Below are 14,318 nucleotides of genomic sequence, written 5' to 3' on the forward strand. Positions count from 1 at the left end.
TCTTAAAAAAACATGAATTCAAAAATGTACCCTCTGCAATTTTCCCCTATTTTAAAAGAAAGAATCTGGGGAGGAGAAAAATTAAAAACAATCCTTAATAAATCAATTGTTTCCAAAATTACCGGCGAGAGTTGGGAATTATCGACTGTAGAAGGAGATGTGAGTGTGGTTGCCAATGGAGCTTTGAAAGGAAAATCATTAATGGAACTTATTGATGAAACTCCAAACGAAATTTTAGGAACAAAAGTTTACGAACGTTTTGGAAAACAATTTCCGTTGCTTTTTAAATATTTAGATGCTCGTGAGGACCTTTCAATACAAGTACATCCTAATGATGCTTTGGCAAAAGAGCGTCATAATTCTTTTGGCAAAACCGAAATGTGGTATGTATTGCAGGCGGATACAGATGCCAGAATTATTGTTGGTTTTAAAGAAGATTCAGGAAAAGAAGAGTATTTGAAACATTTAAACGATAAAACCTTAGTTTCGATTTTAGATGATGTAAAAGCAAAAACGGGAGATGTTTTCTTTTTAGAAACAGGGACTGTTCACGCGATTGGTGCCGGTTTAGTAGTGGCAGAAATTCAGCAGACTTCAGATATCACGTACCGTTTGTACGACTTTGACCGTAAAGATGCGCAAGGAAATACAAGAGAACTTCACGTAGATTTGGCACTTGACGCTATTAACTACAATAAGGTAGATACACAAAAGAAATATGAGACTAAGACAAACACTTCTAATGTAGTAGTAGATTGTCCTTATTTTACGACCAATTTTATTCCGTTAGAAGATAAAGTGGCTGTTTCTAAATCAGGCGAGACTTTTACGGTATATATGTGTGTGGAAGGAAGTTTTGAAATAGAATACGATGGATTTAAACAGTCTTATATAAAAGGAGATACTGTTTTGGTTCCTGCTGCGATAAATGCATTTATGTTGACCGGAAAAGCTTCAATTTTAGAAATTTACATTTCATAGCTCGTAATAAAAAGATTATATGTACTTTTGCAGACGCAAATTAAAATTAAAATAAAATGGCAAACGTTAAAAATTTAAAGAAAGACATCAATTTCGTATTAGGTGATATCATTGAAGCAATTTACTTATTCGAAATGTCTACGACAGGAAATCCAACTCCGGAAACGAATGCTTTGATCGACGAAGCTATTGCTGCTTTCGATACTTTGATCACTAAAGTGAACGCAAAAGATGTTGAAAACAAAAAAGCACACTTCAAACAAATCAATGTTGAATTGGAACAAACTGCTAATCAATTGATTGCTAAAATCAACGAATTGTAAGCAAAAAAAGTATAAAAAAGTGCAAATTTATTTTGGAAAAACGAAAATCCACCTTATCTTTGCACCCGTAATGAGTCGCCAGCGTAGCTCAGTTGGCTAGAGCAGCTGATTTGTAATCAGCAGGTCGTGGGTTCGAGTCCCTCCGCCGGCTCAACGTAAAATTAACCATCACTTTTGTGATGGTTTTTTTTTTTGCTCTAAACTTAAAAGGGATGAATGCCAAAATCTCGCAAAGTCGCAGAGTCGCGAAGTTTTTGTTCTAATTTTTTAACTTAGCGACTCCGCGTCTTTGCGAGAAATAATTTAAATCAGATGCAAAAGTTATAAAGTAGTAAAACAGGAATGTGAAAATTTAGTTTGTCTAAAAAAAAACACGGCCCCCGTTTACAAAATACGCCTTCAGTTTGTCCTTTCGACGAAGGAGAAATCGCATCCAATATTCGACAAAGATTGGCGATTTTCTAAGCGGAATTTGTTCTGTGATTTCTCGTAGCTCGAAATGACAGAACTGCAGAAAATCTCGCGAAGTCGCAGAGTCGCAAAATTAAAAAAGGATCAATTCCAAAACTTGTACAGCAGCAAAAAATGGAATGTGAAAATTTAGTTTGTCTAGCACACATACACACGTTTGCGCAATACGCCTTCAGTTTGTCCTTTCGACGAAGGAGAAATCGCATTCAATATTCGACAAAGATTGGCGATTTTCTATGCGGAATTTCTCGTGTGATTTCTCGTACCTCGAAATGACAGAACTGCAGAAAATCTCGCGAAGTCGCAGAGTCGCAAAATTAAAAAAGGATCAATTCCAAAACTTGTACAGAAGCAAAAAATGGAATGTGAAAATTTAGTTTGTCTAGCACTCATACACACGTTTGCGCAATACGCCTTCAGTTTGTCCTTTCGACGAAGGAGAAATCACATCCGATATTCGACAAAGATTGGCTATTTTCTATGCGGAATTTCTTGTGTGATTCCTCCTTTGTCGAAAGGACAGAACTGCAGAAAATTTTATTTTAGCTTTCAATCCTGTCTTGCTAACAAAAGTGAGTGACATCCAAAGAGAAATGAACAGTGATTCTAATCAAAAGTCTAGGTATTTAGGGCTAAATTGAAGAAATTTTGATAAAAAGAGAAAGTTTTTTTAGGGTTTAAAAATCTCATTTTCAGTTCAGTGTTTGCAGTGCTTAAAAAAAAGATTGCTCAGAGTTAAAATTTATTTTGGAAAAACGAAAAACCGTACTATATTTGCACCCGTAATGAGTCGCCAGCGTAGCTCAGTTGGCTAGAGCAGCTGATTTGTAATCAGCAGGTCGTGGGTTCGAGTCCCTCCGCCGGCTCAACATAAATTAACCATCACTTTTGTGATGGTTTTTTTTTTTGCGCTGAATTTTTGGGCTTTTTGCTCAAAAAAATAGATGTATTATTTTTGGACAAAGCCCAGAAATTTGTGGGGGAATAAGAATTATAACCCTATAAGTGTTATAAATTCATTAAAGTGAAAGAGTTAAAATTATATGAACTTACATCACTTATAGGGTTTAAATATATTTTTGGTTAATTCTGGATTTTTGTACCTGATCGTTATTTTTCTTACCGCAGATTAAAGAGATTCGCGCAGATTATCTAATCATTTTAATCTTTTAATCTGTGGCAAAACAAAAACAAGTGATAGCGTAAATAGGTTTGTGATTTCTATTCGGCAATATATTCTTTTGTAATTGGGAATTTCCACATAAAAAAAATGCCTTGTAAAATTTTACAAGGCATTTTTTTTATGGATAAAAGATAAAATTACTTTTGTTCCTGTTTTTTGATTTCGCTAACGTACTTTGTTAGTTTTTTACCATAAAGAGATTGTGCTACTTTTGGAGTCATTGATTTTTGTATCGTATCCAGGAATTTAACGTTGATATCATAAATCTCAGCTAACGCAATATAAGGCGCTATTTCGTGATCTTTGTGGTTGATGGCAAAGTTTGTGGCGTATAAGTATTTTCTTTTGATATTAGACTGTTGTTTTGCGTCAATACTGTCAACCGCTTTTTGATCTTGTCTTTTTAACGCTTTAAATTTTGACTCAACCATAGAAAGGTTTTCGTCATTAAAACGGGAGTTTATTTTTTTATACTCTTCATATAATTCCTGATTTTTAGATCCGGTAATTTTAGCAGCGTATATAAAGTTGTCTAAGTTGGTTTCGATGTTAAGATTTCCCGGTTCTGCGAAAAATAAAATATTATTGTCCAAAGAGTTTGTTACACCGCGATCCAGAAATAAATAAAGCATTTCCGGAGATTCTAATTTGATGTCTTTTTCAAAAGTTGAATTTCCGTCTATTTTGATAGAGTCAATCGCAACCAGGGAAGTATCTGATACTCTTTGAATATATAAAGTTCCGTTTTTTAATCCTTTTATGTTTCCGGTAAGATGTAAACCGTCGGTAGTTTCTTTTTTGCTGCAAGATGCCAATAGGGCAAGTGTAACAAAGGCAATAATTGATTTTTTCATTGGTTTTTTAGATTTTGCTGCAAAATAAAGAAAATAGTTTGAATGTGGAGAAGTAAGGGTTTAATTTTTGTTAAAAATAAAAATCCCAATCTATTTCTAAATTGGGATGTGCTTATTTTTGTAAAAATGAATCAGTTACATAGTCAAATTATAGGTATTACCATTTTCGTGAGTGTAGGTATAAGCGCTGTTGCAGTCATTGTTTCCGTAATCTACAACTCCGTTTAAGTAACCGCCTTGGATTTTTAATTTTCCTTTTGAAATAAATTCACAAGAATACTTTTTAACTAAAGTTTCCTGAACTGTCAAAGTTAATGTGGCGTCTTTGTCTGAAGTTACAGTGTGCGTTCCTTCGGTCATTTCATAAACATTATCGGCTAAGGTTGGCGTCAAAACTCCTTCAGTTTGTCGTATTGAATAGGTTCCGGTATTTAAGTACGCTCGTCCGTCTGAATCGGTCAATTTTCCATTAAGTACTTTTCGGGTCCATTTTGGAATTGTCTGTTCAGTTGTGGTATTCACATACTCAATAGTGCCTTCCAGTTTTAGTTTGTTAATAAAATAATCAATTCTTTCGATTGTCATTTTACTTCCGGTTGTAGTAACTGGTCCGGTAAGTGTGATTTTTAGTTTTCCTTTTCTTGTGATTTGATCCGTGGCACAGCCTGTTCCGTAATCTACTGTGAATATTTTTGGATAATTTTCGGCAGTAGGTTTTTCAACCGTAATAGTACCGCAAATCCCGGGTGCAGTTTCGGCTGATTTTGATGTGCCGTTATTTGTGGTTACAAGCAATCCGGTTTTAAGGTCCATTTCGTTAACGGCATCAATTAAGACAGAAGCTTTAATAGCAGCGTTGTCGGTTTGATTGACGATTTCATTGTCGTCATTTCCGCAAGAAACGTAGAATAGTGCTGTTGCACAAAAAGATAACGATAGAAAAAAACTTTTTTTCATAGTGGTATTTGTTAAGTGTTAGATAATAGTGGGCACTCAAAAATAATAAAAAAAGGTTTCGGTTGTCAGAAATTTTTTGAATCTGAGTTTGTAAGGAGGTTTTTTTTAAAGGTGCTGAGGTTCTGAGTGGCTAAGGTTCTGAGTTTTTGGTCTTAGGTTTAAATTGTGATTGGGGGATGTAAAATGTGAGCTGAGACTGAGAACTGAGACTGAGAACTGAGACTGAAAACTGAAAACAGAGACTTTTTTAAATATAAAAAGCCTGCAAGAGTAAACTTGCAGGCTTTGAGGCCAATTTGTACTAAAATTGGATTATTTGATCATTTCAAAACTTCTTTTTACAAAGGCAGTTAAGGCTTCTCCTTTTAAAAGGTTTTGCGATAATTTAGCTAAGTCTAAAGCTTGTTTTACCAAGTGCTCCTGATGTGTTTTGTCTTCTGTATTTAAAATGTTTGTTGCTAAGTCAGAATTGGTGTTAACAACCAGATTGTACATTTCCGGCATATTTCCCATTCCGAACATTCCACCGCCGCCGGATTGGCTCATTTCTTTCATTCTACGCATAAATTCAGGTTGCGTGATGATAAATGGAGCTGACTGGCTGTCCATTGCTTCCAATTGTACCGAGTAGGCTTTTGGAATATAAGATTCTAAAGACGTTTTTAAAGATTCTTTTTCTTCGTCAGATAATTTAGAAATCGTAGTCTCTTCTTTTTTGATTAAGTTATCAATATGGTCAGAATCTACACGAACAAAAGTTAAACCACTATTATCTCCTTCAATTTTTTGAATTAAATGTGAAATAATAGGAGAATCTAATAACAATACTTCATATCCTTTTGCTTTTGCAGTTTCGATATAAGAGTGTTGTGCGTCTTTATTTCCGGCATATAAAACAACCAATTTTCCGTCTTTATCGGTTTGGTTTTCTTTTAGCTTTTCTTTTAATTCTTCAATAGTAAAGTAGGTGTCGTCAACTGTTGGGTATAATACAAAGGCACCTGCTTTTTCGTAGAATTTATCATCAGAAAGCATTCCGTACTCTAAAACGATTTTAATGTCGTTCCATTTTTGTTCAAAATCAGCACGGTTTTCGTTAAACAAAGCTTTTAGTTTGTCTGCTACTTTACGCGTGATGTAGTTAGAAATTTTCTTAACGGCACCATCAGCTTGTAGACCTGAACGAGAAACATTCAAAGGGATGTCCGGTGAATCAATAACACCTTTTAACATTGTCAAAAATTCCGGTACAATTCCTTCTACGTTATCGGTAACGTAAACCTGGTTTTGGTACAATTGAATTTTATCTTTCTGAATTTGCATGTCAGAACCTAATTTTGGAAAATATAAAATTCCTGTCAGGTTAAACGGATAGTCAACATTTAAGTGAATGTGGAACAAAGGATCTTCGAATTGCATAGGATACAATTCTCTATAGAAACTTTTGTAATCTTCGTCACTTAATTCAGTTGGTTGTTTGGTCCATGCCGGATTTGGATTGTTTATGATGTTGTCCGTCTCAACAGTCTCGTTGATATAATCTTCAGGAGCATCTTCCGGTTTTGGAAGTGTTTCTGTTCTTGTTCCGAATTTAATCGGAATAGGCATGAACTTATTGTATTTGTTTAATAAACCACTGATTTTTGAATCTTCTAAGAATTCAAGAGAATCTTCAGCAACATGAAGGATGATTTCCGTTCCGCGTGAAGTTTTGTCAGCTGGCTCTAAAGTAAATTCAGGGCTTCCGTCACATGTCCAGTGCGCTGCTGGTTCGTCTTTGTATGATTTTGTAAGGATTTCTACTTTTTCAGCCACCATAAAGGCAGAATAGAAACCAAGTCCAAAGTGACCAATAATTCCGGAATCTTTGGCAGAATCCTTGTATTTGTCCAGGAATTCTTCAGCACCAGAAAAAGCGACTTGATTGATGTATTTTTCTACTTCATCAGCAGTCATACCTAAACCTTGGTCAATGATGTGGATTTTTTTACCCTCTTTGTCTACTTTGATTTCAATAACCGGATTTCCGTATTCTACTTGGGCTTCACCGATGCTAATAAGATGTTTTAGTTTTAATGTAGCATCTGTTCCGTTTGAAATCAGCTCACGTAAAAAGATTTCGTGATCGCTGTACAAGAACTTTTTGATTAAGGGAAAGATGTTTTCAACCGAAACATTAATTTTACCTGTTGTCATATTTTTTAATTTTTTAGTTTAATGTGATGTCTTTCATTTAGTCAAATAGAATACCAATTAGTTTTTGAGTGACAAAATGTCGGAGGTGTTAATTATGAAAGAAAAAAAACAGATTCTAAAACAAAAGATGTTTTAATGAATCGTATCTTTGCGGTACAATAATTGCTTAAATGTGTAAGTATTAACTTAAATAAATGTACAAAATGAAGAAAATTATTTTTATTTGCATGATTGCCACGATGGTGTTTGCGTGTAAATCAGCTTCGTCTTCAACAGCTTCAACGGAAGCACCAACACTTTCGACTAAACTTGACAGACCTACTCAGGTAGCTATTAAAGGGAATTGGGTACTAACTAACGTATCTTATCCAGGTTCTGATTATATTAAAGTAAACTCATTTGATCTTGCTGATTCAAAATGTTTTATCGGAAGTACCTGGAATTTTATTTCAAACAATAATAAAGGAACGATGACGCTAACAGCTCCAAGCTGTACAGCATTTACATCTCCAATTGTTTGGAGTATTAACAATCAAGGGCTTTTCGTACTTAAAATTGTAGAGCCTGGAACAAAATCAAAAAATGTTAAATCTGGGTATTTATTAAAAGTAGCAGGTTTGACAGATAATTCCTTTCAGCTGATTGATAACATTAATGTTGGTGGACAAACGAAAGATGTAACGTACCAATTTCAAAGAGCAAATTAATATAAAATAGATAGAACATGAGAAAGATAACAGTATTTGGTTTAAGTAGTTTACTTGTATTAACTAGTTTTTTTACAAGTTGTGACTCTGTAAAAAACGCAAATAATACTCAAAAAGGAGCCGGAATCGGAGTGGTTGCAGGTGGAATTATTGGTGGTATTTTAGGTAACAATTTGGGACGCGGAGGAAATGCTGCACTGGGAGCTGCTATTGGAGCTGCTGTTGGTGGTGGAACCGGAGCTCTTATTGGAAATAAAATGGACAAACAAGCTCGTGAAATCGACCAAGCGTTGCCGGGTGCAGATGTAGAAAGAGTAGGAGAAGGAATTCACTTAACTTTAAACGAAAATGCAGTTCGTTTTGATACTAATAAATCAACATTGACCGCTCAGGCAAAAGCAAATCTGGATAAATTAGTTCCTGTATTTAATGAGTATGGCGATACTAATATTGAGATCTTTGGTTATACAGACAGCACAGGAAAGCCAGAGTACAATTTGACACTTTCAGGACAAAGAGCGGCATCTGTTAGAACTTATTTAGTTTCTAAAGGAATTAAATCAACTCGTTTTAAAACTTCAGGTTTAGGAATAGCTGATCCGATCGCAACAAATGATACTCCGGAAGGAAGAACTCAAAACCGTCGTGTTGAATTTGCTATTACTGCAAATGATAAAATGGTAAATGATGCAAAAGCAGAAGCTGGAAAATAATTTCCATACAATATAATTTGAAAAAAGCTGTTCGTAATGAATGGCTTTTTTTTTGACTTTCGGTTTTAAAGATTGTAAATTTGCCCCCTCAATTATAACGCAATGCTTGACATAAAAAATATCTCCTTTTCCTATACGGATACACCGGTTATTAAAAACGTGACTTTTTCAATAGAAAAAGGGCAAAATATTGCGATCATAGGAGAAAGTGGTTGTGGAAAAAGTACACTGCTTAAATTGATGTACGGATTGTATAATCTGGATGAAGGGGAAATGTTTTATAATGAAAAACCTATCTTAGGGCCTAAATACAATCTGATTCCCGGAATGCCTTTTATGAAGTATCTGGCGCAGGATTTTGATTTATCTCCATATGAAACGGTAGCAGAAAACGTTGGAAAGTTTCTTTCGAACGGTTTTGCCAACATGAAAAAATTACGCGTTCAGGAATTGCTGGAAATGGTAGAGATGGATCAGTTTGCTAACGTGAAGGCTAAATTTTTAAGTGGGGGACAGCAACAAAGAGTTGCTTTGGTACGGGTTTTGGCCTTAGAACCGGAAGTAATTTTGCTTGATGAACCGTTTAGTCAAATCGATGCATTCCGAAAAAATGCCTTGCGACGTAATTTGTTCCGATATTTAAAACAAAAAGGAATTACCTGCATTATAGCAACGCATGACAGTACAGACGCTTTGTCGTTTGCAGACGAGGCTATTGTAATGCGAAATGGCGAAGTGATCGTAAAAGATAATCCGACAATAATTTACGAAGATCCACAGACTAGATATGTGGCCTCTCTTTTTGGAGAAGTAAATGAGGTACCGACACATTTGTTGGTTCCATACGAAGACGAAGCACATAAAACGCTGGTATATCCACACCAGTTTAAAATGGTAACGGAGTCTAATTTACCGGTAAAAATCAGAAGAACTTATTTTAGAGGGAATCACTATTTGATTGAATCGGTTTATAAAAGACAATTGGTTTTCTTTGAAAGTGAAATCGACCTGCCGCTTGAAGAAAATGTTTTCCTGAGTTTGAATTACTTGTAGTAGAGTCTCAGTCTTCGGTCTCAGTCTCAGTTTCAGTCTCAGTCTCGGTCTCAGTTCGCATTTTTCAGCTGACGCCCGCTATCTAAAACTTAGAACCTTAGTTACTCAGAACCTTAGGAACTTTAAGAAAAATAGTCTCAGTCTCAGTTCATGTTTTCAGCTGACGACCGGTATCTAAAACTTAGAACCTTAGTTACTCAGAACCTTAGAAACTTTTTTAAAAAAAAAACTTAGAATCTTAGTCACTCAGAAACTTAGCAGCTTAAAAAAAGAAGAAGCCGACTCTACAACAAGGTAGAATCGGCTTCTTTTTTTTTATAATAATCAGATTGACAGATTAGTTTTTCAGGTTTTTTTCTAAAAACTGATCTTGTTCCCAAAGTAAGTGTAAGATGTTTTCTTTGGCAGCATATCCGTGAGATTCTTTAGGTAAAATTACCATTCTTGCAGGAGCTCCTAAACCTTTTAAGGCTTGGAAATAACGCTCTGTCTGTAAGGTAAAAGTTCCAGGATTGTTGTCTGCCTCACCGTGAACTAACAAAAGAGGTGTTTTCATTTTGTCAGCATTCATAAAAGGAGACATTGTGTTGTATACTTCCGGTACTTCCCAGTAATTACGTTGCTCAGATTGAAATCCAAATGGAGTTAAAGTTCTGTTGTAAGCACCACTACGAGCGATTCCACAAGCAAAAAGATTAGAGTGTGTTAATAAGTTAGCCGTCATAAAAGCACCGTAAGAATGTCCTCCAACAGCTACTTTCTTTCTGTTAATGTATCCTAATGCATCTACCGCGTTAATTGCAGCTTCTGCATTATCTACTAACTGTGTAATAAAATTGTCATTAGGCTCTGTAGTTCCTTCACCAATAATAGGGAAAGAAGCATCATCTAACACAACATAACCTTTAGTAACCCAGTATACAAATGATCCGTAAGAAGGAAAAGTAAACTCATTTGGATTCTGAGTAGATTGTCCTGCACTGTTTCTGTCTTTATATTCAGCCGGGTATGCCCAGATTAATAAAGGCATCTTTTCTTTTTTAGCTTTATCGTAACCAACAGGTAAGTATAAAGTTCCTGAAAGCTCTACACCATCTTTACGTTTGTATTTAATTACTTCTTTGCTAACATTTTTAATGCTTTCAAAAGGATTTTTGAAAGAAGTAATTGGTGTCAGGCTGTTTTGTTTTTTAATGTTTCTGAAGTAATAATTTGGGTAATCACTTTTTGATTGGATCATTACTAAAACTTTTCCGGTTTTAAAATCTTCGATCTCAATTAAATCTTCTTTTTTGTCTTTGTAAGATGAAGTGTAAAGACGCTTGCTTTTTAGCGTTTTAAAATTGAACTCATCAATAAAAGGAAACTGACCATCTTTTGTAAAACCGTCACCGATCAGGTAAGCATTGTTGTTCTCAATGGCTAAAACATTTTTGTTGTACTCATTTTTTCTGGTTTCAAATGAACCTGGGTCTGAGTAAACATCCTGATAGTTTCTGTCATTAAGTACTTTTGGCTGTTGGCCTGGAGTTGATGGGTTTATTAAATAGGTTTTTACATTACGAGTATCGTACCATGAATCAGAAAGAATTGCAATCGCATCGTTCCCCCAAGTGATACCTCCAAAACGTTGAGGTGTTTTTACCAATGTAATAGCTTCGTTTGTAAAGGGTGCATCCCAAAGAAAAACTTCATCTCTGAAATCTACTTTGTTAGCAGGATTACCTTCGTCAAGAGCAGAAACATATACTAAAGTCGCCGGTTTGTCATTTCTCCAGGTCATTTCTCTTTTTCCTTTTTGTACCGCCATAAATCCTTTTGGGATAATTTCGTTTAAAGGAACCTCATTTACAACTTTGATTTCTTTTCCTCTGCTGTCGTAAACTACTGTTTTAGATGGGAATCTGAACAATGGTACAACATAAGAAAATGGTTTTTGAATTGTAGTCAGCATGATGTAATTTCCATCAGGTGAAATTCTTTCTCCAGCAAACATGGCAGCTTCTTTAAATAAAGTAGCAGTTCCATTAATGTTTACTTTATATAATTCTGAAGTGATGATGTTTTCAAAATTAGCCTCATCATTTTTGTTTTTCAACATATCAGGATACGTTCTGTTTTGAGATTTCTCTCCTGAAGTGTTAGAAACGATAGGACCAGTTGGTAAGTCTTTTTTAGAATCCAGTAAAGGTTGTCTGTTTTTAGGAAGCATCTTTACTAAGATCGTTTCATTGTCTAAAAGCCAGCTAAACGGATTACCAAGATTTGCATTTACATTTGCTTCGGTAAGTTTTGTAGCTTTTGCAGTAGCAACGTCCAAAACCCAAAGTTCAACCCCCGTACTTGTAGTATGAGAGAACAAGATTTTTTTGTCATTTGGTGACCAAAGGATGTTACTGATTCTTGGATTAGCAGGTAATCCGGCAACTTGTACTTCTTCTGTACCGTTTATTTTTCGTACTTTTAAGTTGTTGATGTAGGTTACGGTACTTGAGATGTTAGTTACAGGATTTATCCTTATACCAGCCAAACGAAGTTCGTCTTGGTTTAAATCATCTAATGTTTTGTAAGTGTTTCTGTAAGAAAGCAGCATGTATTCTTTTTTAGTATCCATTGATACCGAAGGAGCTCTTTCGTAATCGGCTAAATCCAAGATGGATTTGGAAGGCTTTTGATAGGTTAAATTTTCTTGCGCAAAAGCAGAAAAACCTAAGGTTAAAAATAAAAAGAGAGTAACCTTTAATTTCATAATTTGAATTTTAGGGGGTTAAATTAAGTAGTATTATTAATAAGTTTGTCTAAAGTAGTGCAGACATGTTACATTTTAATGGAGAATTTTATTTTTTTAAGATTTTTTTAAGGTTTTAATGTATTAACTGCTTTTTCAGAATTTAAAACGATTCTATATGTCGTATTATTGAAGTATATTAAATTGTCAATCACGAAAAAAATAGTAATTTGTACCGTTATATTTTAAAGTATACTTAGATTTGCAATCCAATTTTTTAACAAATAATAAAAGAATATGTATCATTCAAAAATAGCGGGCTTAGGATATTATGTTCCTTCTAATGTTGTGACTAACGATGATTTGTCTAAAATTATTGATACCAATGACGAATGGATTCAGGAAAGAACTGGAATTCAAGAACGCCGACATATTATTCGTGGAGAGGATACCACAACCTCTATGGGGGTAAAAGCAGCTAAAATTGCTATAGAACGTTCTGGCATAGCCAAAGAAGATATTGATTTTGTGGTTTTTGCTACCCTAAGTCCGGACTACTATTTTCCAGGGCCAGGGGTTTTGGTACAACGTGATTTGGGATTGAGAACGGTTGGAGCTTTAGACGTTAGAAATCAATGCTCGGGTTTTATCTACGGAATCTCGGTTGCAGACCAATACATCAAAACGGGAATGTATAAAAACATTTTAGTAATTGGTTCTGAAGTACATTCAACAGGATTGGATATGACAAGCCGCGGACGTGGTGTTTCAGTTATTTTTGGAGATGGAGCAGGAGCGGCTGTTTTAAGTCGTGAAGAAGATTTGACAAAAGGAATATTATCAACACACCTACACTCAGAAGGGCAACACGCCGAAGAGTTAGCGCTACAAGCACCGGGAATGGGAGCGCGTTGGGTAACCGATATTATAGCAGATAATGACCCAAATGATGAGAGTTATTACCCTTATATGAATGGACAGTTTGTATTTAAAAACGCAGTAGTTCGTTTTGCTGAAGTAATCAACGAAGGTTTAGAAGCAAATGGTCTACAGGTTTCGGATATTAATATGTTGATTCCGCATCAGGCTAATTTGAGGATTTCACAGTTTATTCAAAACAAATTCAAATTGTCAGACGATCAGGTGTATAATAACATTCAGAAATATGGTAATACAACCGCAGCATCGATTCCGATTGCTTTAACCGAAGCATGGGAACAAGGAAAAATAAAAACAGGAGATACAGTTGTTCTAGCAGCTTTCGGAAGTGGATTCACTTGGGGAAGTGCTATTATTAAATGGTAATTTTTTTGTTTAAATAATATACTAAACCTGTTCAGTTTCTGAGCAGGTTTTTTATTTTTGGGAAGGAATTAAAGTTAGAAATCACACCCGTAACTCGACAAGCATTATCGGCTTTCCTGTGCGGAAATACTTGTGTGATTTCTCCTTCGTCGAAATGACAAAAAAAGATAAGAAGATGAAAAAAAACCAACTCGAAATAGCCTGTTTCAATTACGAATCGGCTTTGATTGCTCAGGAAAATGGAGCAGAACGAATCGAATTATGCGAGAATATGCAACTCGGAGGAACAACACCAAATTATATTTTAGGAGCCAAAGTCCGCGAGAAATTGTCAATTAAAATGCATGTGATTATCAGACCCCGCGGTGGGGACTTTGTTTATACCGATGAAGAAATTATCGTAATGAAACAAGACATCAAACAATTCAAAAAACTGGGAGTTGATGGTTTTGTTTTTGGAATTTTAAACGAAGATGGAAGCGTAAATAAAAGCGTTAACAAAGAATTGGTTGCTTTGGCCGCTCCACATTCCTGTACTTTTCACCGGGCTTTTGATGTGGTGGCTGATGTAGAGCAAGCTCTTGAAGACGTCATTGCTTGTGGTTTTAACGCAATTCTGACTTCCGGACAAGGAACGAATGTTCTGGAAGGGATCACAGTTTTAGAGAAAATTCAGGAATTGGCAGGGGATCGAATTGTGATCATGCCGGGTGGGGGTTTGCGATCCTCGAATATTCAGTTGTTACTGGAGAAACTGCAACCAACATTTTTTCATACTTCTGCGATTACAAATAATACAGAAACGGCAGATCCTTTGGAGATAAAAAAAATACAGGCTTATTTTTAA

General features: G+C 35.3%; 11 protein-coding genes and 2 tRNA genes. 9 read left to right on the forward strand and 4 right to left on the reverse strand.

Annotated elements, in window-relative coordinates:
* Positions 1 to 12 precede the first annotated feature (12 nt).
* From ACHRV3_RS10395 to ACHRV3_RS10410, 4 genes are all read left to right on the forward strand, one after another.
* The gene (locus tag ACHRV3_RS10395) at positions 13 to 981 is read left to right on the forward strand and encodes a type I phosphomannose isomerase catalytic subunit (RefSeq protein WP_395434578.1); all 969 of its coding nucleotides are present in this window, start codon (positions 13 to 15) and stop codon (positions 979 to 981) included.
* 56 nt (positions 982 to 1,037) lie between these two features.
* Positions 1,038 to 1,304: a hypothetical protein gene (locus ACHRV3_RS10400; RefSeq protein WP_047774164.1), complete on the forward strand. Its 267-nt coding sequence runs from the start codon at positions 1,038 to 1,040 to the stop codon at positions 1,302 to 1,304.
* A gap of 77 nt (positions 1,305 to 1,381) precedes the next feature.
* Positions 1,382 to 1,455 (forward strand) — tRNA-Thr (locus ACHRV3_RS10405).
* Positions 1,456 to 2,567: 1,112 nt separating this feature from the next.
* Positions 2,568 to 2,641: transfer RNA gene (locus ACHRV3_RS10410), tRNA-Thr, on the forward strand.
* 454 nt (positions 2,642 to 3,095) lie between these two features.
* On the opposite strand, the gene ACHRV3_RS10415 is transcribed toward ACHRV3_RS10410, so the two are convergent.
* The 3 genes from ACHRV3_RS10415 to htpG all read right to left on the reverse strand — a co-directional run bounded on the left by ACHRV3_RS10415 (position 3,096) and on the right by htpG (position 6,965).
* Positions 3,096 to 3,812 carry a DUF4369 domain-containing protein gene (locus tag ACHRV3_RS10415; RefSeq protein ID WP_395427200.1) on the reverse strand — a complete coding sequence of 239 codons (717 nt, stop codon included), beginning with the start codon at positions 3,810 to 3,812 and terminating at the stop codon, positions 3,096 to 3,098.
* Positions 3,813 to 3,947: 135 nt separating this feature from the next.
* On the reverse strand, positions 3,948 to 4,769 hold the full coding sequence (locus ACHRV3_RS10420; RefSeq protein ID WP_395434579.1) for a hypothetical protein: 822 nt from the start codon (positions 4,767 to 4,769) through the stop codon (positions 3,948 to 3,950).
* A 312-nt stretch (positions 4,770 to 5,081) separates the two neighbouring features.
* Positions 5,082 to 6,965, reverse strand: coding sequence for a molecular chaperone HtpG (htpG, locus tag ACHRV3_RS10425; RefSeq protein WP_047774157.1), 1,884 nt, complete (start codon positions 6,963 to 6,965; stop codon positions 5,082 to 5,084).
* 203 nt (positions 6,966 to 7,168) lie between these two features.
* On the opposite strand from htpG, the gene ACHRV3_RS10430 reads away from it, so the two are divergent.
* The 3 genes from ACHRV3_RS10430 (at position 7,169) to ACHRV3_RS10440 (ending at position 9,438) form a co-directional block, all read left to right on the forward strand.
* Positions 7,169 to 7,672, forward strand: coding sequence for a lipocalin family protein (locus ACHRV3_RS10430; RefSeq protein ID WP_395427203.1), 504 nt, complete (start codon positions 7,169 to 7,171; stop codon positions 7,670 to 7,672).
* Positions 7,673 to 7,689: 17 nt separating this feature from the next.
* A complete protein-coding gene (locus tag ACHRV3_RS10435) occupies positions 7,690 to 8,385 on the forward strand; it encodes an OmpA family protein (protein WP_047774156.1) in 696 nt (231 codons plus the stop codon).
* 102 nt (positions 8,386 to 8,487) lie between these two features.
* Positions 8,488 to 9,438 carry an ABC transporter ATP-binding protein gene (locus ACHRV3_RS10440; RefSeq protein ID WP_395434580.1) on the forward strand — a complete coding sequence of 317 codons (951 nt, stop codon included), beginning with the start codon at positions 8,488 to 8,490 and terminating at the stop codon, positions 9,436 to 9,438.
* Positions 9,439 to 9,775: 337 nt separating this feature from the next.
* Here the strand turns inward: ACHRV3_RS10440 and ACHRV3_RS10445 are convergent, their stop codons facing one another.
* On the reverse strand, positions 9,776 to 12,187 hold the full coding sequence (locus tag ACHRV3_RS10445; RefSeq protein WP_395434581.1) for a prolyl oligopeptidase family serine peptidase: 2,412 nt from the start codon (positions 12,185 to 12,187) through the stop codon (positions 9,776 to 9,778).
* A 276-nt stretch (positions 12,188 to 12,463) separates the two neighbouring features.
* Between ACHRV3_RS10445 and ACHRV3_RS10450 the strand changes: the two genes are divergently transcribed.
* Together ACHRV3_RS10450 and ACHRV3_RS10455 are read left to right on the forward strand one after the other, a co-directional pair.
* Complete coding sequence (locus ACHRV3_RS10450; protein ID WP_047774151.1) at positions 12,464 to 13,471, forward strand: 3-oxoacyl-ACP synthase III family protein; 1,008 nt, start codon at positions 12,464 to 12,466, stop codon at positions 13,469 to 13,471.
* 175 nt (positions 13,472 to 13,646) lie between these two features.
* The gene (locus ACHRV3_RS10455; protein WP_395434582.1) at positions 13,647 to 14,318 is read left to right on the forward strand and encodes a copper homeostasis protein CutC; all 672 of its coding nucleotides are present in this window, start codon (positions 13,647 to 13,649) and stop codon (positions 14,316 to 14,318) included.

The organism is Flavobacterium sp. FlaQc-49, from assembly GCF_044005985.1.
Lineage (GTDB): Bacteria > Bacteroidota > Bacteroidia > Flavobacteriales > Flavobacteriaceae > Flavobacterium > Flavobacterium cupriresistens.